The sequence below is a fragment of the Pseudomonas sp. LBUM1676 genome, from assembly GCF_059695605.1.
Genome location: NZ_CP166777.1, coordinates 1,477,820 through 1,499,906 on the forward strand (window position 1 = coordinate 1,477,820; position 22,087 = coordinate 1,499,906).

Here is a 22,087-nt window from a genome sequence, read left to right on the forward strand (position 1 = left end):
AGCACTCAGCCCTTGGCCCCAGCCTCCAGCATATTCTCCGGCCTCACCCACGCATCAAACTCTTCATCCGTCAGATACCCCAGCTGCAATGCAGCTTCGCGCAAGGTCAGCCCTTCGCCGTAAGCCTTCTTGGCAATCTCCGCCGATTTGTCATAACCGATGTGCGGATTCAGCGCCGTCACCAGCATCAGCCCACGTTCCAGGTGTTCCGCCATTTTCGCCGCGTCCGGCTCCAGGCCGGCGATGCAATGCTGCTGGAAGTTGCTGCAGCCATCGCCCAACAGGCGAATCGATTGCAGCAGGTTGTGGATGATCACCGGTTTAAACACGTTCAATTGCAGGTGGCCCTGGCTCGCCGCAAAACCGATCGCGACGTCGTTGCCCATGACCTGGCATGCCAGCATCGACAGCGCCTCGCACTGGGTCGGATTGACCTTGCCAGGCATGATCGAACTGCCGGGTTCGTTGGCCGGCAGTTTGACCTCGGCGAAACCGGCACGCGGTCCCGAGCCCAGCAGGCGCAAGTCGTTGGCGATTTTCATCAGGGTGACGGCGAGGGTTTTCAGCGCGCCGGAGAGGGTGGTCAGTGGCTCATGCCCGGCCAGTGCCGCGAATTTGTTCGGTGCGGTGACGAACGGCAGGCCGGAGAGGGCGGCCAGCTCGGCGGCGATCGCTTCGCCAAAGCCGTGGGGCGAATTCAGCCCGGTACCAACCGCAGTGCCACCCTGGGCCAGTTCACAGACCGCCGGCAGCGCGCTGCGGATCGCCCGTTCGGCGTAATCCAGTTGCGCGATGAACGCCGACAGCTCCTGGCCGAAGGTGATCGGGGTCGCGTCCATCATGTGCGTGCGGCCGGTCTTGACCAGCTTCATATGCCGCGCGGATAACTCGGCCAGCCCGCCGGACAATTCGCTGATCGCCGGCAGCAACTGCTGTTGCACGGCCTGGGCCGCGGCGATGTGCATCGCGGTGGGGAAGCAGTCGTTGGAGCTCTGGGAGCGGTTGACGTGATCGTTGGGGTGCACCGGGGTTTTGCCGCCGCGCGGGTTGCCAGCCAGTTCATTGGCCCGGCCGGCGATCACTTCGTTGACGTTCATGTTGCTCTGGGTGCCGCTGCCGGTCTGCCAGACCACCAGCGGGAACTGGTCGTCGTGACTGCCGTCGAGCACTTCGTCGGCGGCCTGTTCGATCAGCCGGGCGATGTCGGCGGGCAGGTCACCGTTGCGGTCATTGACCCGCGCCGCGGCTTTCTTGATCAGCGCCAGCGCATGCAGTACCGCCAGCGGCATGCGTTCGTTGCCGATGGCGAAATTAATCAGCGAGCGTTGCGTCTGAGCGCCCCAGTAGGCTTCATCCGGGACTTCAACCTGGCCAAGGCTGTCGGTTTCGATACGGCTCATCATGCACACTCCTGTAGGTCTGATAGCGCAGTTTAGGCCGTGATCCATCGCTGTGGTTCCATCAGTCTGGAATTTGACCGTTCACCCCCTCTAAATCAGGCCCGACAAGGCTTGGGGTTGAGCCACACGGTTTTTTAGGCGCAGAATGGTCGCCCTTGGGGTTTTACCTCGCCTGCTAGAAAAGGAAACTCGATGACTCGTCTTCGTGCCATCTGTACCGCGGTTGCACTGGTTTGCGCCAGCGGCCCTGTTTTTGCCGATACCGCCAGCCACAACGCCAGTGCCGAGGCTTTCCTGACCCTGGCGCACGCTGACAAACTGGGCACTCCGGTGTACATGCAAGTGCAGCAAATGTTCGCTCAACGCTTTGAACAGACCAAAGCCCCCGAGTCGAAAAAAGCCCTGCTGGAAACCTATCAGGCCAAAGCCAACGCCGCTCTGGACCAAGCCATTGGCTGGAACAAGCTGAAGCCGGACATGGTCAAGCTCTACACCACCAACTTCAGTGAATCCGAGCTCAAGGACCTGGTCGCGTTCTACAAGTCGCCACTGGGCAAGAAAGTACTGGAGAAAATGCCGCAGCTGACCCAGCAATCGGCCCAGATGACCCAGGCCAAGCTGGAAAGCGCAGTGCCTGTGGTCAACAAACTGCTGGCTGACATGACGGCCGAGCTGGAGCCTAAAGGCGCCGCTCCAGCCAAGAAAAAGCCGTAAGCGGAGTCCGGTATGACCATGCAACAACGCATCGAATCGACGCTGGGCCTGTTACAGCCCGAGCATCTGCAAGTGCTGGATGAAAGCCACATGCACAGCCGTGGGTTGCAGACCCACTTCAAGGCTGTGGTGGTCAGCCAGCAGTTCGAAGGGCTCAATCGCGTCAAGCGTCACCAGAAGGTCTACGGCACGCTCGGCGAGCTGATGGGCGAGTTCCATGCGTTGGCGCTGCATACCTATACGCCACAGGAATGGGCACAGATGGACGCGGCCCCGGCCTCGCCAACCTGTGCCGGCGGCAGCAAACACTAATATCGTCAACTGTAGGAGCGAGCGGTGCGGCGATCCGACTTGCCCGCGAAGGCATGCTCAAGATCGCCATCGCCGGTAAGTCAAGCGCCTACAGAAGGGTTTATTTTTGCTAGAATCCGCAACGCGCCGCTCACCCGGCGCGTTTTTTTTCGCATCCGGTTCACCCCTTACGAGGGTAGCCACCTGGAGAATCACCCATGACACAACCGATTGTCGTGGCGGCACTGTATAAGTTCGTCACCCTGGAAGATTACGTCGCCCTGCGCGAGCCACTGCTGCAAGCGATGGTCGACAACGGCATCAAAGGCACCTTGCTGATCGCCGAAGAAGGCATCAACGGCACCGTGTCCGGCAGCCGCGAAGGCATCGACGGGCTGATGGCCTGGCTCAAGAACGACCCACGCATGGACGACATCGACCACAAGGAATCGTACTGCGATGAGCAGCCGTTCTATCGCACCAAGGTCAAACTCAAGAAGGAAATCGTCACCCTCGGTGTCGAAGGCGTGGACCCGAACAAAAAGGTCGGGACCTACGTCGATCCGCAGAATTGGAACGCGCTGATCAATGATCCTGAAGTGCTGCTGATCGACACCCGCAACGACTACGAAGTCTCGATCGGCACTTTCGAAGGCGCCATCGATCCGAAGACGGCGAGTTTTCGCGAATTCCCCGACTACATCAAAGCCCATTTCGACCCGGCCGTGCACAAGAAAGTCGCGATGTTCTGCACCGGCGGCATTCGATGTGAAAAGGCTTCGAGCTACATGCTCAGCCAGGGCTTCGACGAGGTCTATCACCTCAAGGGCGGCATTCTGAAGTACCTCGAAGAGGTGCCGCAGGAAGAAACCAAATGGCAGGGCGACTGCTTCGTGTTCGATAACCGCGTGACCGTACGCCACGACCTGAGCGAAGGCGACTACGATCAATGTCACGCCTGTCGCACACCCGTCAGCGTAGAAGACCGCGCATCCGAGCACTACGTGGCCGGCATCAGTTGCCCCCATTGCTGGGATAAGCTGAGCGAGAAAACCCGTCGCAGCGCCATCGACCGGCAAAAGCAGATCGAACTGGCCAAGGCGCGCAACATGCCTCACCCGATCGGCTACAACTACAAGCAAACCCCTTCCGAGGCTTGAATCATGTCTGCACGCCGCCTGCTCTATGTGATGGACCCGATGTGCTCCTGGTGCTGGGGCTTTGCGCCGGTAGCCAACGCGCTGGTCGAGCAGGCGCACGCAGCTGGGGTGGAGGTGCATCTGGTGGTGGGTGGTTTGCGCACCGGCAGTGGCTCGGCGCTGGAGCCGACCACCCGACGCTATATCCTTGAGCACTGGCAGGCGGTGACCGAAGCCACCGGCCAGCCATTCAAGCAGGAAGGCGCGTTGCCCGAGGGCTTTGTCTACGACACCGAGCCAGCGTGTCGGGCGCTGGTGACGGCGCGCAGCCTGGCGCCGGATTGCGCGTGGACATTGCTCGGGCTGATTCAGCATGCGTTCTATGCCCAAGGGCGCGATGTCACCCATGCCAATGTGCTGGTGGAACTGGCGGAGCAGGCCGGTCTGCCGCGCATCGAATTCGCCGCCGCGTTCGACCGGGCGGATCAGCATGCCGCTACGGCTGCCGATTTCACCTGGGTCCAGGACCTGGGCATCGCCGGTTTCCCGACCTTGCTGGCTGAACGTGATGGTCAGCTGGCGCTGTTGACCAATGGCTACCAGCCACTGAGCGTGTTGTCCCCGTTGCTCGGCCGCTGGCTGGAGCGCGCTGCCTGTGCATGACCTGCCCGATGACACGCCAGTACCCAAGCGTGTCGATCGTCTGAGCTGGGCGGAAATCCGGCGGCTGGCCCTTCAGCATAAAAAATCCCTGTGGATCGCCAACGGCGTGGCCGTGCTGGCGACGCTGTGCAGCGTACCGATCCCCTTGCTGTTGCCATTGCTGGTGGACGAAGTGCTGCTGGGCCACGGTGACAGCGCGTTGAAAATCATGAACCACGCGCTGCCCGACGCCTGGCAGAAAGCCGCAGGCTACATAGGCCTGATGTTATTCGTGACCCTGGGCCTGCGTTGCGCGGCCCTGCTGTTCAACGTGGTGCAGGCGAAGTTGTTTGCGGCGCTGGCCAAGGACATCGTGTACCGCATTCGTGTGCGCCTGATCGAGCGACTCAAACGCATTTCACTCGGTGAATACGAAAGCCTGGGCAGCGGCACGGTGACCACCCACCTGGTCACCGACCTGGACACACTGGACAAGTTCGTCGGCGAAACCCTCAGCCGTTTCCTCGTGGCCATGCTGACCCTGGTCGGTACGGCCGGCATTCTGATGTGGATGCACTGGAAACTGGCGTTGCTGATCCTGCTGTTCAACCCCTTGGTGATCTATGCCACGGTGCAGTTGGGCAAGCGGGTCAAGCACCTGAAGAAACTCGAGAACGACAGCACCTCGCGTTTCACCCAGGCGCTGACCGAAACCCTCGATTCCATTCAGGAAGTACGCGCCGGTAACCGCCAGGGCTTTTTCCTCGGACGCCTCGGCCAACGGGCCCGTGAAGTGCGTGATTACGCGGTGAGCTCGCAATGGAAGACCGATGCGTCGAACCGTGCCAGCGGCTTGCTGTTCCAGTTCGGCATCGATATTTTTCGTGCCGCCGCCATGCTCACCGTGCTGTTTTCCGACCTGTCCATCGGGCAGATGCTGGCGGTGTTCAGCTACCTGTGGTTCATGATCGGTCCGGTGGAACAACTGCTGAACCTGCAATACGCCTACTACGCGGCTGGTGGTGCGCTGTCGCGGATCAACGAGTTGCTGGCGCGGGCCGACGAGCCTGAATACCCGGGTGGGGTCGACCCGTTCAACGGCCGCGAAACCGTCGGTATCGAGGTCCAGGGGTTGAGTTTCGGTTACGGTGACGAACTGGTGTTGAACCAGATGAACCTGTCGATCGCCCCCGGTGAAAAAGTCGCGATTGTCGGCGCCAGCGGCGGCGGCAAAAGCACCCTGGTGCAGCTGCTGCTGGGCCTGTACACCCCCCTCGCCGGGACCATCCGCTTCGGCGGTTCGACCCAGCAAGAGATTGGCCTGGAAACCGTGCGCGAAAACGTCGCCGTGGTCCTGCAACATCCGGCGCTCTTCAACGACACCGTGCGCGCCAACCTCACCATGGGCCGCGAACGTAGCGATGAAGCCTGCTGGCAAGCACTGGAAATTGCGCAACTGCACAACACGGTTCGGGACTTGCCCAACGGCCTGGACAGCATCGTCGGGCGTTCCGGTGTGCGTCTGTCCGGCGGCCAGCGTCAGCGCCTGGCGATTGCGCGAATGGTGCTGGCCGAGCCCAAGGTGGTGATTCTCGACGAAGCCACCTCCGCCCTCGACGCAGCCACCGAATACAACCTGCACCAGGCATTGGCGCGGTTCCTGAGCAACCGCACCACCTTGATCATTGCGCACCGGTTGTCGGCGGTGAAACAGGCCGACCGGGTGCTGGTATTCGATGGCGGGCAGATTGCCGAGGATGGCGACCATCAGCAATTGATCGCCGATGGTGGGTTGTACGCCAAGCTTTATGGGCATTTGCAGCAACACTAGATCAATGGCTCAGGACATTCCGTGAAGTATCCCTACCGTCGTCACATCGCGCTGAAGTTCGTCGGCGTCGCGTTGCTACTATGCTGCCCTTCAGCTGTGCCGCTTGCCTAGAATGAGAACCCATCCTAGTCTGGCTGTAGCGATTTCGTCCGGACGACGAACGGGCAGTGCTAATGCAAGGGACCCCATGAATCAGACACGGACTCTCGGAACGCCCCGGTTGTTGGGCATCGTCTGGCCTTTTATCGCCGTCGTGCTGTTTCAGGCGCTGCTGGGAGGCGTCAGTCTGTACATGCTTTCAGCGGTTCGCGGCTACGTGGCAGGTGAAAGCCTGTGGTCCAAGGGCCAGAAAGACGCCATCTATTACCTCAATCTCTACGCTGACAGTCGTGACGAGGCGATTTTTCGCAAATACGAGGACGCCATTGCCGTGCCTGAGGGAGGGCACGAGTTGCGCCTGGCGCTTGATCATCAGCCACCGGATATCGAAGCGGCGCAATTGGCGATCCTCAAGGGTGGCAATCACCCGGATGACGTTTCCAGTCTGATCTGGCTGTACCTCAACTTCCGGCACTTCAGTTATCTGGAAAAAGCCATCGACCTCTGGATAGTGGGTGATGCCTACCTGGTGCGACTCGATGACGTTGCGCAGCAGATGCATCGGCGCATCACCGCAAACCAGGCCACGGATGCCGACATCAAGCGCTGGAAGGATCAGATATTCGCCATCAATGATGGCGTGACCCCGGCGGCGAAGGCTTTCAGCGATGCCTTGGGCGAAGGTTCGCGGGTGATACTGCGGCTGTTGCTGGTGATCAATCTCGCCACGGCCCTGGGTTTGATTGTCCTGGCGTTGATGCGCACCCACAAGCTGCTCAAGCAACGCCATGCGTTCGCCGACGCTCTGCAACTGGAAAAAGACCGGGCGCAGATCACGCTGCAATCGATTGGCGATGGCGTGATTACCACGGATGTCGATGGCGCGATCGCGTACATGAATCCGGCCGCCGAGGCGTTGACGCACTGGAAGGCCGAACAGGCCACGGGATTGCCACTGGCCGCGCTGTTCAATCTGCTGGACGAGAACGCGCAGGCCGATGACTTTACCCTGATCGAGCACATCTTGAGCGGACAACTCAGCGGTGGCAGCGAACATTCCAAATTGATTCAGCGCCTGGATGGCAGCACGGTATCGGTCACCCTGGTCGGCGCGCCGATCCGCAATGCCGGCAAGGTCAGTGGCACTGTGCTGGTGCTGCACGACATGACCCAGGAGCGGCAATACATTGCCAATCTGTCCTGGCAGGCGACCCACGACGCGCTGACCGGGCTGGCCAACCGCCGCGAGTTCGAAATTCGCCTGGAGCAGGCGTTGCACAATCTGACCCGGCATGCGGGGCGCCATGCGCTGATGTTCCTCGACCTGGATCAGTTCAAACTGGTCAACGATACCTGCGGTCACGCCGCAGGTGACGAGTTGCTGCGCCATATCTGTGCGTTGTTGCAATCGGGTCTGCGTGAAGGCGATACCCTGGCCCGCTTGGGTGGCGACGAGTTCGGCATCCTCCTGGAAAACTGTGCCCCGCAAGCTGCGGAGAAGATTGCCGAGGTGTTGCGCCAGACCGTACAGAACCTGCACTTCGTCTGGAAAGGCCGACCCTTCGTGACCACCGTGAGCATCGGCCTGGTGCATGTCACGCCGGGCCCGACCACCCTCGAAGCTTCGCTGCGCGCTGCGGACATGGCCTGCTACATGGCCAAGGAAAAGGGGCGCAACCGGGTTCAGGTCTATCATGCCGACGATTCGGAACTGTCCCTGCGCTTTGGCGAGATGGCCTGGGTGCAACGTTTGCATATGGCGCTGGAAGACAACCGTTTCTGTTTATACGCCCAGGAAATCGCACCCCTTGGAAATACCGGGCAGGATGGCGGGCATATCGAAATCCTGTTGCGCCTGCATGACGAGGCCGGGCGGATGATCATGCCCGACAGTTTCATTCCGGCCGCCGAACGTTATGGCCTGATGACCTCCCTTGACCGTTGGGTCGTGGAGAACGTGTTCAAGATCATTGCCCAATGCCGGTCCGAGCAGCGCAAATGCCCGCCGTTGGCGATGTGTGCGATAAATCTGTCAGGCACAACCATCGGCGATGAGGCGTTTCTGGACTTTCTGCGTGAACAATTTGTTGCATATGCGATTCCGCCTGAAATGATTTGTTTTGAAATCACAGAAACCAGCGCCATCTCAAATCTCGCAAGCGCAATAAAATTTATCAATGAACTCAAAGGGTTAGGTTGCCATTTTTCGCTTGACGATTTTTGCGCCGGAATGTCCTCATTCGCGTATCTGAAACATTTGCCTGTAGACTTCCTGAAGATCGACGGGAGTTTCGTAAAGGATATGCTGGACGACCCGATTAACCGCGCCATGGTCGAAGTGATCAATCACATCGGGCATGTCATGGGTAAGCGCACGATTGCAGAGTTTGTCGAGACACCCCAGATCGAGCAGGCATTGCTGGAGATCGGGGTGGATTACGCTCAAGGGTATGTGATTGAACGCCCGCATCCCTTTACCTGCGATAGTCTGCAAAGTCGTCCTGCGCGGCCTCGGCCCTTGTTGTTCAAGGCGCCTGGCACGTTCCGCTGAAATCTCTCGCTGGTCCTTACAATCACAATCAAAAGGAGCTCGACAGTGATCGACACATTCATCAGAACCGGACCACTCATGGAAGCTGCAAGTTATCCCGCCTGGGCCCAGCGCCTGATCCAGGATTGCAGCGAGAGTAAGCGCCGGGTTGTCGAACACGAACTGTACCAGCGTCTGCGTGATAACAAACTCAGTGCAAAGACCATGCGCCACTACCTGATTGGTGGCTGGCCGGTGGTTGAACAGTTCGCTTTATACATGGCACAAAACCTGACCAAGACTCGCTTTGCCCGCCATCCAGGCGAAGACATGGCGCGTCGCTGGCTGATGCGCAATATTCGCGTGGAACTCAATCACGCCGACTACTGGGTGCACTGGAGCCGTGCGCACGGTGTCAGCCTGGAAGATCTGCAAGCGCAACAGGTGGCTCCGGAACTGCATGCGTTGAGCCACTGGTGTTGGCACACCAGTTCGGCGGATTCGCTGATCGTTGCCATCGCGGCCACCAACTACGCCATTGAAGGCGCGACCGGGGAGTGGTCGGCGCTGGTGTGTTCCAGTGGCATCTACGCGGCATCGTTCCCTGAGGAAGAGCGCAAGCGGGCCATGAAGTGGCTGAAGATGCATGCCCAGTATGACGATGCCCATCCGTGGGAAGCGCTGGAAATCATCTGCACGCTGGCGGGCATGAACCCGAGCAAGTCATTGCAGGCGGAACTGCGTCACGCCGTCTGCAAGAGCTACGACTACATGTTCCTGTTCCTGGAACGCTGCATGCAGCTTGAGCAGGCGCAGACGGCCCCGGTGATGCGTGAGCGGATGGCGCTGGCCGAAAGCTGATCCGTCAGTCACTGCAATGAAAAAGCCCGCTCCCTCTGTCCGGTATCGACAGGGGGGCGGGCTTTTCAGTGACCGCTGCAAACAGTCAGGCGCTGACTTTCAGTCCGACCAGCCCGGCAATGATCAGAGCCACACTGGCCAGTCGGAACAGCGCCATGGATTCGCCAAACAGAATGATCCCGGCGATCACGGTCCCGACTGCCCCCACACCCGTCCAGATCGCATAGGCCGTGCCCAGCGGTAGTTCCTTCATGGCAAGACCCAGCAAACCCAGGCTGATGGCCATGGCGGCAACGGTCAGCGCAGTGGGCAGGGGGCGGCTGAATCCGTCGGTGTATTTCAGGCCGACGGCCCAGCCGACTTCGAACAGGCCGGCGAAAAACAGAATGATCCAGGACATGTGAGACCTCCATCGATTGACGGGGTCGTCCCCAGAATGATGACTCGATCGAGCCGCGAGGTCGTCCTCGCAGTGCGCAATAGAGTGCCCATCATTAAGCCGGGGATCAAGTTCAGGGATTAGTCAGTGGCTTGCCGGGCGGCATTTTCCCTGTCGGTTTTTTCGCTCATGCGCCGCAAATACGTCGAGAGCAGCGCCCCGGAAATGTTGTGCCAGACGCTGAACAACGCGCTTGGCACGGCCGCCAGCGGCGAGAAATGCGCACTGGCCAGGGCGGCGCCCACTGCGGTGACGAGTGGGAGCGGGCTTGCTCGCGAAGAGGCCGGTACATTCAACATTTATGTCGCCTGTAAGACCGCCTTCGCGAGCAAGTCGGACCGCCGCACCGCCGCTCCCACATTAGATCCGGTTCCTTCAGGGGGAGCCGGTTGTCTTCATATCCCCTGCGGAAGCTCTTCCCCACCCAAGGCTTCAACCAGCGCCGGCAGGAAGTCGCCGAAGGTCAACATCATCAGGGTGAAGCTGGCATCCAGTTGGCCGAGGGCTTCTTCGCCACCGTCCTGTTCAGCCTGGTCCTGCAGCAGGTCTTCGAACTTCAGGCGCTTGACCACCATCTTGTCGTCGAGGACGAACGACAGCTTGTCTTGCCAGGCCAGCGACAATTGAGTCACCACTTTGCCGGTGCTCAGGTGCAGTTGGATTTCTTCGCTGGTCAGGTCCTGGCGCTTGCAACGGACGATGCCACCGTCTTCGTGGGTGTCACGCAGTTCACACTCGTCCAGCACGAAGAAATCATCCGCGGCTTTCTGGGTGGTGACCCACTCCGTCATCGTCGCCGTCGGGGACATCTTCACGGTCAGAGGGCGCACCGGCAACGTACCGATCACTTCACGCAGCGTGGACAGCAGGTCTTCGGCGCGTTTCGGGCTGGCCGAGTTGACCAGGATCAGGCCCTGTTTCGGCGCAATGGCGGCGAAGGTGGACGAGCGACGGATAAAGGCGCGGGGCAGGAAGGCCTGGATGATTTCATCCTTGATCTGGTCACGCTCCTTTTTGTAGACCTTGCGCATCTGTTCGGCTTCGATCTCTTCGACCTTTTCCTTCACCGCGTCGCGCACGACGCTGCCCGGCAGGATGCGTTCTTCTTTACGGGCCGAGATCAGCAGGAAGTCGCCGCTGACGTGCACCAGCGGGGCATCTTCGCCTTTGCCGAAGGGCGCGACGAAACCGTAGGTGGTCAACTCCTGACTTGCACATGAACGCGCCAGTTTGGTGGCCAGTGCAGTTTCCAACGCCTCGGCATCAACAGGCAGATCTTGGGTCAGGCGATAGATAAGCAGGTTTTTGAACCACATGGGGTGAGTCTCTCCTTATATGCAAAGGGGGGCATTATTCTCTTCGCGGCGCCATAGGCCAACCCTTCGCTAAGCCTTTGGAAGGCCTGAAAAAATTATTTAAAAAAGTGCTTGCCAGAGGTGGGGGCGCTCCGTAGAATGCGCGCCACACCGAACGTGAAGGGTGATTAGCTCAGCTGGGAGAGCGTCTGCCTTACAAGCAGAATGTCGGCGGTTCGATCCCGTCATCACCCACCATTCGCATTCAGTGTTACGCGCAGCGGTAGTTCAGTCGGTTAGAATACCGGCCTGTCACGCCGGGGGTCGCGGGTTCGAGTCCCGTCCGCTGCGCCATATTCGGTTACCTGGAACGCTGAACGCCAGGTCACCACGGAAAAGCCCGCTCACGCGGGTTTTTTTCTGTCTGAAGTTCCTGCAGGATGCATCGTTTCACCGGTTTTCAGATTTTTTTGAAATATTTATCAATTAAATCAACATGTTATGAAAATCTGTGGCACAATGCGCCCCGCAACGAAGGTAAAGGGTGATTAGCTCAGCTGGGAGAGCGTCTGCCTTACAAGCAGAATGTCGGCGGTTCGATCCCGTCATCACCCACCACTTTCAACGCTACGCGCAGCGGTAGTTCAGTCGGTTAGAATACCGGCCTGTCACGCCGGGGGTCGCGGGTTCGAGTCCCGTCCGCTGCGCCATATTCGGTCATCTGGAATGCTGAACGCCAGGTCACCACACGGAAAGCCCGCTTGATGCGGGCTTTTTGCTGTCTGGAGATTGGCTTTTGCCGACCTTGCACTGATTAACCTTCCCACGATCTTTTACTGTAGGAGCGAGCTTGCTCGCGAGGCTCTAAAGGGCGACGCGTTCCTCCAGAAAAAACGCGTTATCGTTATCGTCCATCGCGAGAAGCTCGATCCCGTAGGACGAAGATGACAGAAGCTTCACCCTCTGAATCCGCCAATGCGTCAAAACCCCTGAACTTATCAGACATTTCCTGCTCTCATGCCGGTAGCCATTGGTCGTGGCCGCCTGATAAGCTCGCGGCTTTACTCGATTGCCCTTTAGGCGCATGAACAAGGAAATAGCATGAAACAGCATCGGTTGGCGGCGGCGGTGGCCTTGGTTGGCCTGGTACTCGCGGGTTGTGATTCGCAGACCAGCGTAGAGCTGAAAACCCCGGCGCAAAAAGCTTCCTACGGGATTGGCCTGAACATGGGCAAGAGCCTGGCTCAGGAAGGCATGGATGATCTGGACTCCAAAGCCGTTGCCCAGGGCATCGAAGATGCCGTCGGCAAGAAAGAACAGAAGCTTAAAGACGAAGAGCTGGTCGAAGCCTTCGCAGCACTGCAAAAGCGTGCTGAAGAACGTATGGCCAAGATGAGCGAAGAGTCGGCAACCGCCGGCAAGAAATTCCTCGAAGACAACGCCAAGAAAGCGGGTGTCACCACCACTGCTTCGGGCCTGCAGTACGAAGTGGTCAAGAAAGCCGAGGGCGCACAGCCCAAGCCGACTGACGTCGTGACGGTTCACTACACCGGCACCCTGACCAACGGCACCGTTTTCGACAGCTCCGTCGAGCGCGGCAGCCCGATCGATCTGCCGGTCAGCGGTGTGATCCCGGGTTGGGTCGAAGGCCTGCAACTGATGCACGTTGGCGAGAAGTACAAACTGTACATTCCTAGCGAGCTGGCCTACGGCGCCCAAAGCCCGAGCCCGGCGATTCCAGCCAACTCGGTGCTGGTATTCGACCTGGAACTGATGGCGATCAAGGATCCGGCAAAACAGGACGACGCTGCCAAGTAATCGGCGTCTGCTTCTACAATAACGCCTCGCTAATGCGGGGCGTTGTTGCATCTGGCGCTCGGCAAGGGTAAACAAAGCGAACGGATGCTGAACGCTGGAGTCATAGCCATTGAGGACGCCCGTGCTATCCGCGCCAGAGCGCCAAGTCAATGAAATATTGGGTTTTTTTATGTGAGTAAAAAACGCCCGATCTGAGTTCGGCCCTTATGAAACGGGGCCTTCAGCGGTGAAAAGCAGCTCTGTTCACAAGGTTATCCACAATTTGTGTGGATAACATTTCAGCGGGAGGAAACATGAAAGCACCCTGGAATTTAGCTCGTTTTCTGCCAATCGCCGGGCGCCTGCTCGCTCGTGGACGTTTGCCGACCTTGCTGTTCGCTGTTGCCAGCAAAGGTGCCACCCAAGGCAACCGGCTGGGCAAGCTCAAGGACGATCTGCGCTTGTTGCAGGCGCTGTGCCTTGCCTATTGGCGAGGCGAGTACCGTGCCATCAGTCCGAAGGCCCTGATATCGGTAGTCGCAGGCTTGCTGTACTTCCTCGCTCCGGTGGATGCGATTCCGGATTTCATCCCGATGTTCGGCATGCTCGATGATATTGCCGTGCTGGCCTGGCTGATGAAAGTCCTCGACGACGAACTCAACGCCTTCCGTGCCTGGCGCAAACGCCAACTGCCGGAGAAGCTCGCCGTTGTCGAGCGGTTGCCCGACACCCCCGAGCAACTTCAACTTCAGAGCCCGAAGAAGCACTGAGCCGACTCAGGATCTTCCCTTATATTCAAACCCCTCGCGACCTTGGCCGCTGTTAGGATTACACTTCTAGGGAAAAGTGCCGACTCGCTAAGTGTCGTTGTCCTACGGGGAAGTCATGGATATTCAGATAATCACACGCGAAGGCGAGCCCGAGTATGCGGTTCTGCCGTGGGCTCAGTATCAGGCTCTACTGAAAGCAGCAGGCATCAACCAGCATCCGCAGCCGCCGAGCGAGCCTGCAATGCGTCACGCGGCATCACCCGACCCGATTCTGCCGGGTCTGGATCAACTACGCAGTTTGCGCGAAGGGAAGGGCATCGCCATCGAGGCGCTGGCCCGCACGGTGGGCATCAGCCCGTCTTATCTGGCCTTGATCGAAAGTGGCGAGCGTCAACCCGACGCTGCGATTCGCCGCAGCCTGGCCTGGGAATTGACGGTGCCGGGGTGGAGGGATGAATCGTGAGCGTACGCATCAGTCGTCATCATTGGGACGGGTTGCTGGGTGAGCTGGATCAGGCGCGCCGCCAGCGTCATCTGCTGACGTATCGTGCGTTGCTGGAGCGTTTGCAATTGCCGACGCCGGCCATGCAAACCTTGACCGCCGCCCTTGAGCATCTGGCGGCGCTGGACGCCAAGGCCGAGCAGCCGTTGCGCAGTTCGCTGGTGATCAGCCAGGGTGCCAGCCGCCTGCCGCGTACCGGCTTCTTCGAATGTGTCGAACGCCTGGGGCGTTTTTCCGGACCGTCCGACGGTGTCGCTGCCGCCTCCTGGCATGCCTCGGAAGTGGTGCGGGTGTTCGAATACGAGTACCCCGAATCGGCGGAAGCCTGAGTGTTTTTACGACTCAAGGCGCGGGCCGGTTACTGGCTCGCCCGCCGGCTGTTCCACTGGTCATGGTTTGTCCGCCAACCCCGTGGCTGGAGCTGGCTTGAAGGTCAGTTCGCACGCATGGCGAACCTCGGTGATGTCGGCGCTCAAAGCTTCTATGGCCACATCCTGACCTTCCGCGGCGTCGGCCTTGGTGCTCGCGAGGAAGGTGTCCGATTGTTGCGCCTGGCGGCGCTGGCGGGCGATGGCAAGGCCGCGTATCAGGTGGGCGTGATCAGTCTGGCGGGAACGGCGAGCAAGGCGCCGGATCCGATTGAAGCCGCGCGGTTTTGGGAGATGGCTGCCAAGGCGGGGCATCCGTTGGCTGAGATCAAGCTTAAAGCGTTGGCGTCTCGCGGTGCTGCGGATTGATTACCTGCGTATCTGGCAAACAAACATAGCGTGAAGGAAGTCTCCCTGCATGTTTTGCGTTTGGGACCGAAATTTCTGGGCAAGGTTGTCGGAAGTATCCCGTTTCGGCGGCTATGTGCGGGCACATCTTTGGGGGCTACCAAATACTGTGGCGAGGGAGCTTGCTCCCGCTGGTCTGCGTAGCAGCCCTGAATCACGTCGCTGAGCTTTTTTGAAAGACCGCAGTCGCCCTATTGGGGCCGCTGCGCGACCCAGCGGGAGCAAGCTCCCTCGCCACAGGTTCGGTGTTTACTGCGACGAGATGTGTAGTCATGGAGATCTCGGGCAATAAAAAAAGGACTGAGTGCAAGGTGCACTCAGTCCTTTTTTTCACGCCAGAACAATGACTGTCTGCTGACGCTCCGGGAGCGTCAGCATTAAACCGCCACCCTCCTAGTGCTTGGCCACCGCAGTATTGAGCTTCAGATAATCCAGCAGAATCCGCCCGGTCTCGCTCAGATAGGCATCATCTTCCGGCTTGGTCTTGTCTGGCTCAGCCGCGATCAGGTCTTCATCTTCTTTCTTCAGCTCTTTGAGCGGTTCTTCGCCTTTGGCCTTGCGACGCAGATTCTCCATCGCCAGCTGTTTGGCTTCGATATCGGCGTGCTGGGCGCGACGGTCGGCTTCATTGAGGCTGACGGTTTTTTCCGACATCAGTTTCTGCGCCAGGGCCAGCTTGTCGCGGATGAACACAAACTCCGCGTCCTTGGCCGTGCGCACGTCATGCTCGGACTGCAGCTGGGTGATGTACGGTTTGAACGGGTCGAGCGCAGGCTTGATCGCCGCACGGATGGTGTCCCACGGCATGGCTTCGGGCAGGGCGCTTTCGCCGATTTCCTTGGTGTCGATGATCGACGGGTAGTCGATGTCCGGCAGCACGCCCTGATGCTGGGTGCTCTGGCCGGAAACCCGGTAGAACTTGGCCAGGGTCAGTTTCAGTTCGCCATGGTTCAGCGGCTGAATGGTCTGCACGGTACCTTTGCCGAAGGTCTGGCCGCCGATGATCAGTGCGCGGTGGTAGTCCTGCATGGCACCGGCAAAAATCTCCGAAGCGGAGGCCGACAAGCGGTTGACCAGCAACGCCATCGGGCCTTTGTAGAACGCGCCCGGGTTCTCATCTTCCAGCACGTCGACCCGGCCATCGGCATTACGCACCAGAACGGTCGGCCCTTTGTCGATGAACAGGCTGGTGAGCTCGGTAGCTTCCTGCAGGGAACCGCCGCCATTGTTGCGCAAGTCGATGACCACGCCGTCGACCTTTTCTTTCTGCAACTCGGTCAGCAGTTTCTTGACGTCGCGAGTGGTGCTCTTGTAGTCCGGATCACCGGCACGGAAGGCTTTGAAATCCAGGTAGAACGCCGGGATCTCGATGACGCCCAGCTTGTAATCCTTGCCATCCTGCTTGAGCTTGAGGACCGACTTCTTCACCGCCTGGTCTTCAAGCTTCACCGCTTCGCGGGTGATCGGGACGATCTTGGTGGTCTGGTCGTTCGGCGCATTGCTGGCCGGGATCACTTCCAGGCGCACCACGGTGCCTTTCGGACCTCGGATCAGCTTGACCACTTCGTCCAGGCGCCAGCCGACGACGTCGACCATCTCTTTATTGCCCTGGGCAACACCGATGATCTTGTCCGCCGGAGCAACCATTTTGGTCTTGTCCGCCGGGCCTGCCGGCACCAGGCGTACGACTTTCACCTGGTCGTTGTCGCTCTGCAACACGGCGCCGATCCCCTCGAGGGACAGGCTCATGTTGATGTCGAAGTTCTCCGCGTTATCCGGCGACAGATAATTGGTGTGCGGGTCGTAGGACATGGCGAAGGTGTTGATGTAGGCCTGGAAGACGTCTTCGGCACGGGTCTGGTCCAGACGCGCCAATTGGTTCTTGTAGCGCTTGGTCAGGGTTTCCTGGATCTGCTTGGAATCCTTGCCGGCAATCTTCATCCGCAGCACTTCGTCCTTGACGCGTTTGCGCCACAGTTCGTCGAGCTCGGCGGTGGACTTGAGCCAAGGGGCATCCTTGCGATCGATCAGCAAGGTTTCCTTGGTGGTGAAGTCGATTTTGTCGACGCCTTTGTTCAACTCGGCAAGGGCGAAGTCCAGACGCGCTTTGACGCGGTCCAGGTAGCGCTTGTAGATGGTGAACCCGGCGTTCAGGTCGCCGCTTTTGAGGAAGTCGTCGAACTGGGTTTTCCACTTGTCGAATTCGGCAACGTCGCTGGCCATGAAGTAGCTGCGCGATGGATCCAGCAGCTTGAGATAGCTGTCGTAGATGATCACCGAGCGTGCATCATCGAGCGGCGGCTTGCTGTAGTGGTGGCGCTTGAGCAATTCGACGACGTTCAGACTGGCGATCACTTCGTCACGATCAGGCTGAAGCTTGTCCCAGCTATTGGCTGCGAATGTATTGCTCGACATCGGCATCAGGCCGATACCAATAAATAGGGCTAGGGCGGTGCTGGGGAACAAATGCTTCATGCTGATTCGACGCGGGGACAATTGATAACGCATATTAGGCCGTCTTTGAAGTCGCCGGTTCCGTAAAGGCCGGTCGCATAATGCAAAAAGCCCGGCGCTACAGCTACGGGCTCAGTCCAGACTCACTATGGAGGCACTGTGAAAGCATTGCAAGGCGTGGAAGGTCAAGTGGAGTGGGTGGAAGAGCCGAGTCCTACGTGTGATGTGGGACAAGTCCGCATTCGAGTGGCGGCTGCGGGTCTCAATCGCGCCGATTTGCTACAGAAGGCGGGTCTTTATCCGCCACCGCCGGGAGCCAGTCAGGTACTGGGTCTTGAGTGTTCGGGGGTCATCAGCGAGGTCGGTCCGGGCTCGTCCTGGCAGCGCGGCGATCGGGTCTGTGCCTTGCTGGCCGGGGGTGGGATGGCCGAAGAGGTGGTTGTCGACGGACGGCATGTGTTGCCGGTACCCGAAGGTTTGTCCCTGGCCGAGGCGGCGGCGTTGCCCGAAGTCTACGCGACCGTCTGGCTGAATTTGTTTCAGCTGGCAGCGCTCAAACCGGGTGAGAAAGTTCTCCTGCATGCGGGAGCCAGTGGAATCGGTTCAGCTGCCATTCAGCTGTGCAAAGCGTTTGGCAATCCGTGCTGGGTCAGCGTCGGTTCTGCCGAGCGTCTGGCGTACTGTGAAGCGCTGGGCGCACAGGGTGGTGTGGTGCGCAATGGCGATCTGGACAGTTTGAGCGACCTGGGGCCGTTCGATGTGATCCTGGATCCGGTGGGTGGCAATTACGCGGCGCTGAATCTCAAGCTGATGGCCCTCGATGGCCGTTGGGTATTGATCGGCCTGATGGGCGGCCGCGAGGCGAAGCTGGACCTGGCGCAGGTATTGGGTAAGCGCGTGCAACTGCTGGGTTCGACGTTGCGCAGTCGCGACGAGCAATTCAAGGCGGATCTGTTCAGCGACCTGGGCCAGCATGTCTGGCCGTTGTTTGCCGAAGGGCGTTTGAGTGCGCAGCTGGCGAAGACTTTTGCGATCAAGGATGCCGAAGCGGCGTTTGCGGAACTGGCGAGCAATAAGGTGGCGGGGAAACTGGTGTTGGTGATCGACGAAAGCCTGAGCTGAAGCCAGGTACGGCGAACCCTGTAGGAGCGAGGCTTGCCCGCGAAGAACGATGACGCGGTCTAACTGACAAACCGCGTCATCGTTCTTCGCGGGCAAGCCTCGCTCCTGCGGGGATGTGGGTTATTTCCAGAGATGGATCGGCCAGCCGGCTTTTTCGGCGTGTTCGAGCAGCACCGGGTCGGGATTGACCACGTGCGGGAAATCCACCTTTAACAGCAGTGGCAAATCATTGCGCGAGTCGGAATAGAAACTCGCGCCTTCCAGGTTTTCCTCCTGCGCATCCAGCCATTCCAGCAACCGGATGATCTTGCCTTCGCGGTAGGTCAAGGTGCCGAGGGTGTTGCCGCTGTACACCCCATGGGCGACTTCCAGTTCAATGGCGAGGATTTCGTCGATACCCAGCCGTTCGGCAATTGGCCCGACCAGGTGCGTACCTGACGCTGAAATCACCAAGATCCGGTCGCCAGCCTTGCGGTGGGCGGCAATGGCCTGGGTGGCATCACTGAAGATGATCGGCTCGATGAAGTCTTCCACCCAGGGCCCTACCAAATGTGCGACCTCTTCCGGCGTGCGCCCGATCATCGGTTCCAGGCTGAAGCTCATGTACTCCTCCATGCGCAACTTGCCGTGGCTGTAGGCATCCATCAGCTCGTTGTTGCGGCGCATGAACGGCTCGGGATCGACCCAGCCCAGGCGGCCCATTTGCTCGCTCCAGAGGGTGGCGCAGTCGCCGTGGATCAGGGTTTCGTCCAGATCAAAAATTGCCAGGGCCATCAAAGCAGTTCTCTCTTCAGCATCGACATCAATAAAGGCATCAGGCTACCTCACACAGCGCCGCCGGATCGATGGAAAGTGCCAGGCGCTGACCATCGGGATGCAGATCGGCCGCCGAGCGGTTGAGCACATCGACCACCAATTCCACGCCCCGGGCTTCGACCCGGTAGCGAATCACATTGCCCAGCAGGCTGTGGCTGCGCACCTGTGCGTCCAACTCGCCGTCGAGGCTCAGCTCGATCGCTTCCGGACGGATCGCGATGCGATGGGTGATCGGCCGTTGCAGCAGTTTCGAGGCGCTGTCGGCGTCCAGCAGGTTGTAGTTGCCGATGAAGCCGGCGGCAAACACATCGACTGGCGCAGTGTAGAGGGTCTCGGCATCGCCACTTTGTACGATTTTTCCCTGATTCATCAGGAAAATTCGATCGGACATGGTCAGCGCTTCCTCCTGATCGTGTGTGACGAAGATCGTAGTCAGGCCGAGTTCGCGCTGGATCTGACGGATCTGTTCGCGCAGGTGCTTGCGAATCCGCGCATCGAGCGCCGACAGGGGTTCGTCGAGCAGCAACAGGCGCGGACGGGTCACCAGAGAGCGCGCCAGGGCGACACGCTGGCATTGTCCACCGGACAATTGATGCGGATAGCGGGCGGCAAATTCATTCAATTCCACCAGGCTCAACACTTCGGCAACACGCTTGTGACTGTCGTCGGCGTTGACCTTCTGCATGCGCAAACCGAAGGCGACGTTCTGTTCCACCGTCATGTTGGGGAACAGTGCGTAGCTCTGGAACACCATGCCGATCCCACGTTTCTGCGGGCTCAGGGGGACGAGGTCTTGATCATCGAGCAGGATCTTGCCGCCGTCCACCGAGGTCAGCCCGGCGATGCAGCGCAGCAGCGTGGATTTGCCGCAACCGGACGGACCGAGGAGGGTGACGAATTCACCCTTCTTGATCTCACAGTTGATGTCGCTGAAGACCGTGGTGCCTGCGTAGTTTTTACGTAAGTGTTGGACGCTGACGTAGCTCATTCGCTTTTGTCCCTGTTCAAGATATTGGCCACCCAGGTCAGAACCAGCACAAAGAAGAAGTAGGAAATCACCACCGCACTGGTGAAGTGGCCACTGCTGTTACGCATGTTGTTGAGGTAGACCTGCAGGGTTTCGTAGCGGGTGCCGACGAGGATGTTGGCGAACACGAATTCACCGAACAGGAACGAAAACGACAGCAGCAATGCCACCATCAAGCCCTTGCGCAAGTTCGGCAGCACCACCAGGAACGCCGCTTGAAAGGTGCTGGCACCGAGCAGTTGGGCGGCGTCCATCAGGTCGCGCAGGTTGATCGCTTGCAGGTTGTTGGTGATCGCCCGGTACATGAACGGCAGGGCCACGGTGAAGTAACAGCCAATCAGAATCCACGGCGTGCCGACCATCGCGAACGGGCCGGACCCGTAGAGCTGCAACAACCCCACCGACGACACCACGGGCGGCACCGCGAAGGGCAGCAGGATCAGGATGTTCATCAGCGCATCCAGTTTCGGGAAATGGTAATGCACCACGAACAGCAGCGGCAGAATCAGCACCACCGACAGGATCAGGGCACCGACACACACCAGCAACGACTGGCCGAAGGCATACAGAAAACGTGGGTCGCTCCACAGTTGCACGTACCACTTGAAGGTAAAGCCACTGGGCAGAATGGTTGCCGACCAGCTGCTGGAGATCGAGTAGATCAGCGTCCCGATCAGGGGTAGCAACAGGATGACAAGCAGCAGGTACACCACGATCCGATGGTAGACAGCGACAGGGCCCTGCTCAGCGCGAGACATGGTAGCTCCTCTTCAACAGCAGCTGATGCACGATCGTGACCAGGGTCATCAACGCCACTAGCACTATGGCCAGGGCGCTGGCCAGGTTCGGATCCAGGGAAATGTCGCCGGAGACCATTGCCGCGATGCGGATCGTCAGCACGTTGAAGTTGCCGGTGGTCAGGGCATACACCGTGGCATAGGCGCCCAGGGCATTGGCCAGCAAAATGACGAAAGTGCCGAGCAGCGCCGGGGTCAGTACCGGCAAGCCGATGTGCCGCCAGTACTGCCAGCCGTTGGCACCCAGCAACGCGGCGGATTCGCGCCAGTCCTCGCGCAGGGCGTCGAAGGCCGGGTAGAGCAGCAGCACGCCGAGGGGGATCTGGAAGTAGGTGTAGAGAATGATCAGCCCGGTTTTCGAGTACAGGTTGAAATCCTGAATGATCCCTGCCTGCTTGAGCATGATGGTGAAGGTACCGTTGAAGCCCAGTAGGATGATGAACGCAAAGGCCAGGGGCACGCCGGAAAAGTTACTGGTCATGTTGGCGAAGGCGTTGATGAAATTGCGCAGTTTCGAGTCGACGCGGCGCAGGGAGTAGGCACCGAGTACGGCGATGATGATTCCGAACACGCTGGACCAGAAACTGATCTCGAGGCTGTACTGGATCGCCTGCAGATAGAACCTGGAGTTGAAGATTTTGCTGAAGTTGGCCAGGCCCCAGCCAGACTCTTGCGATTGCAGGCTGTTGATCATCACCCACGACAGCGGAGCGATCTGGAACACGATAAAGAACAGCGTGAAAGGCACCAGGCACAGTATCGCCAGCCATTTGCCACGCGTCATG

General features: G+C 59.3%; 21 protein-coding genes, 4 tRNA genes and 1 pseudogene. 17 read left to right on the forward strand and 9 right to left on the reverse strand.

Translation table 11 applies throughout. The features are described from left to right. Positions 1–5: 5 nt before the first annotated feature. Complete coding sequence (locus ACA041_RS06855; RefSeq protein ID WP_497442015.1) at positions 6–1,400, reverse strand: class II fumarate hydratase; 1,395 nt, start codon at positions 1,398–1,400, stop codon at positions 6–8. Between the two features lie 192 nt (positions 1,401–1,592). Here ACA041_RS06855 and ACA041_RS06860 point away from each other — a divergent pair, with 192 nt between their 5' ends. From ACA041_RS06860 to ACA041_RS06890, 7 genes are all read left to right on the forward strand, one after another. Continuing rightward, positions 1,593–2,114 (forward strand): DUF2059 domain-containing protein, encoded by a 522-nt coding sequence (locus tag ACA041_RS06860; RefSeq protein ID WP_064676461.1) that lies wholly within the window; start codon positions 1,593–1,595, stop codon positions 2,112–2,114. Between the two features lie 12 nt (positions 2,115–2,126). Then, a complete protein-coding gene (locus ACA041_RS06865) occupies positions 2,127–2,426 on the forward strand; it encodes a BolA family protein (protein WP_475268108.1) in 300 nt (99 codons plus the stop codon). A gap of 197 nt (positions 2,427–2,623) precedes the next feature. Further along, positions 2,624–3,565: an oxygen-dependent tRNA uridine(34) hydroxylase TrhO gene (gene trhO, locus ACA041_RS06870; RefSeq protein ID WP_497440440.1), complete on the forward strand. Its 942-nt coding sequence runs from the start codon at positions 2,624–2,626 to the stop codon at positions 3,563–3,565. A gap of 3 nt (positions 3,566–3,568) precedes the next feature. Continuing rightward, positions 3,569–4,207, forward strand: coding sequence for a DsbA family protein (locus ACA041_RS06875; protein WP_497440441.1), 639 nt, complete (start codon positions 3,569–3,571; stop codon positions 4,205–4,207). Continuing rightward, positions 4,200–6,017, forward strand: a complete 1,818-nt coding sequence (locus ACA041_RS06880) for an ABC transporter ATP-binding protein (RefSeq protein WP_497440442.1) — start codon at positions 4,200–4,202, stop codon at positions 6,015–6,017. The genes ACA041_RS06875 and ACA041_RS06880 overlap by 8 nt, the downstream gene beginning before the upstream one ends. 187 nt (positions 6,018–6,204) lie before the next feature. After that, positions 6,205–8,667 carry an EAL domain-containing protein gene (locus ACA041_RS06885; protein WP_497440443.1) on the forward strand — a complete coding sequence of 821 codons (2,463 nt, stop codon included), beginning with the start codon at positions 6,205–6,207 and terminating at the stop codon, positions 8,665–8,667. 78 nt (positions 8,668–8,745) lie between these two features. Continuing rightward, complete coding sequence (locus tag ACA041_RS06890) at positions 8,746–9,507, forward strand: iron-containing redox enzyme family protein (protein WP_497440444.1); 762 nt, start codon at positions 8,746–8,748, stop codon at positions 9,505–9,507. Positions 9,508–9,592: 85 nt separating this feature from the next. Here the strand turns inward: ACA041_RS06890 and sugE are convergent, their stop codons facing one another. The 3 genes and pseudogenes from sugE to rdgC form a co-directional block, all read right to left on the reverse strand. Continuing rightward, positions 9,593–9,907 carry a quaternary ammonium compound efflux SMR transporter SugE gene (gene sugE, locus ACA041_RS06895; protein WP_027922462.1) on the reverse strand — a complete coding sequence of 105 codons (315 nt, stop codon included), beginning with the start codon at positions 9,905–9,907 and terminating at the stop codon, positions 9,593–9,595. 119 nt (positions 9,908–10,026) lie between these two features. Beyond that, positions 10,027–10,197, reverse strand: a pseudogene (locus ACA041_RS06900) (bile acid:sodium symporter family protein); the annotation flags it as partial. Positions 10,198–10,341: 144 nt separating this feature from the next. Further along, on the reverse strand, positions 10,342–11,262 hold the full coding sequence (gene rdgC, locus ACA041_RS06905; protein WP_497440445.1) for a recombination-associated protein RdgC: 921 nt from the start codon (positions 11,260–11,262) through the stop codon (positions 10,342–10,344). 161 nt (positions 11,263–11,423) lie between these two features. On the opposite strand from rdgC, the gene ACA041_RS06910 reads away from it, so the two are divergent. The 9 genes from ACA041_RS06910 to ACA041_RS06950 all read left to right on the forward strand — a co-directional run bounded on the left by ACA041_RS06910 (position 11,424) and on the right by ACA041_RS06950 (position 15,047). Next, positions 11,424–11,499, forward strand: a tRNA-Val gene (locus ACA041_RS06910). A 19-nt stretch (positions 11,500–11,518) separates the two neighbouring features. After that, positions 11,519–11,595, forward strand: a tRNA-Asp gene (locus ACA041_RS06915). Between the two features lie 188 nt (positions 11,596–11,783). Then, positions 11,784–11,859 (forward strand) — tRNA-Val (locus ACA041_RS06920). Positions 11,860–11,874: 15 nt separating this feature from the next. After that, positions 11,875–11,951: transfer RNA gene (locus ACA041_RS06925), tRNA-Asp, on the forward strand. A 391-nt stretch (positions 11,952–12,342) separates the two neighbouring features. Further along, positions 12,343–13,059, forward strand: coding sequence for a BamJ family beta-barrel-assembly machinery protein (bamJ, locus tag ACA041_RS06930; RefSeq protein ID WP_497440446.1), 717 nt, complete (start codon positions 12,343–12,345; stop codon positions 13,057–13,059). Between the two features lie 293 nt (positions 13,060–13,352). Next, on the forward strand, positions 13,353–13,808 hold the full coding sequence (locus ACA041_RS06935) for a YkvA family protein (RefSeq protein WP_497440447.1): 456 nt from the start codon (positions 13,353–13,355) through the stop codon (positions 13,806–13,808). Between the two features lie 115 nt (positions 13,809–13,923). Then, the gene (locus ACA041_RS06940) at positions 13,924–14,271 is read left to right on the forward strand and encodes a helix-turn-helix domain-containing protein (protein ID WP_497440448.1); all 348 of its coding nucleotides are present in this window, start codon (positions 13,924–13,926) and stop codon (positions 14,269–14,271) included. Further along, on the forward strand, positions 14,268–14,639 hold the full coding sequence (locus ACA041_RS06945; RefSeq protein ID WP_007945207.1) for a hypothetical protein: 372 nt from the start codon (positions 14,268–14,270) through the stop codon (positions 14,637–14,639). The genes ACA041_RS06940 and ACA041_RS06945 overlap by 4 nt, the downstream gene beginning before the upstream one ends. Further along, positions 14,640–15,047, forward strand: a complete 408-nt coding sequence (locus tag ACA041_RS06950; RefSeq protein ID WP_497440449.1) for an SEL1-like repeat protein — start codon at positions 14,640–14,642, stop codon at positions 15,045–15,047. Positions 15,048–15,479: 432 nt separating this feature from the next. Here ACA041_RS06950 and ACA041_RS06955 read toward each other — a convergent pair whose 3' ends face one another. After that, on the reverse strand, positions 15,480–17,561 hold the full coding sequence (locus tag ACA041_RS06955; RefSeq protein WP_497440450.1) for a carboxy terminal-processing peptidase: 2,082 nt from the start codon (positions 17,559–17,561) through the stop codon (positions 15,480–15,482). Positions 17,562–17,699: 138 nt separating this feature from the next. On the opposite strand from ACA041_RS06955, the gene ACA041_RS06960 reads away from it, so the two are divergent. After that, a complete protein-coding gene (locus ACA041_RS06960; RefSeq protein WP_497440451.1) occupies positions 17,700–18,662 on the forward strand; it encodes a zinc-binding dehydrogenase in 963 nt (320 codons plus the stop codon). A 120-nt stretch (positions 18,663–18,782) separates the two neighbouring features. Here the strand turns inward: ACA041_RS06960 and ACA041_RS06965 are convergent, their stop codons facing one another. From ACA041_RS06965 to ACA041_RS06980, 4 genes are read right to left on the reverse strand one after another with little or no spacing between them, the layout of a single operon-like run. Next, positions 18,783–19,436 carry an HAD family hydrolase gene (locus ACA041_RS06965; RefSeq protein ID WP_497440452.1) on the reverse strand — a complete coding sequence of 218 codons (654 nt, stop codon included), beginning with the start codon at positions 19,434–19,436 and terminating at the stop codon, positions 18,783–18,785. A 40-nt stretch (positions 19,437–19,476) separates the two neighbouring features. Then, on the reverse strand, positions 19,477–20,466 hold the full coding sequence (locus ACA041_RS06970; RefSeq protein WP_497440453.1) for an ABC transporter ATP-binding protein: 990 nt from the start codon (positions 20,464–20,466) through the stop codon (positions 19,477–19,479). Beyond that, the gene (locus ACA041_RS06975; RefSeq protein WP_497440454.1) at positions 20,463–21,263 is read right to left on the reverse strand and encodes an ABC transporter permease; all 801 of its coding nucleotides are present in this window, start codon (positions 21,261–21,263) and stop codon (positions 20,463–20,465) included. Before ACA041_RS06975 ends, ACA041_RS06970 begins: the two co-directional genes overlap by 4 nt. Then, positions 21,250–22,086: an ABC transporter permease gene (locus ACA041_RS06980; protein WP_497442016.1), complete on the reverse strand. Its 837-nt coding sequence runs from the start codon at positions 22,084–22,086 to the stop codon at positions 21,250–21,252. Before ACA041_RS06980 ends, ACA041_RS06975 begins: the two co-directional genes overlap by 14 nt. Between the last annotated feature and the right edge of the window lies 1 nt (position 22,087).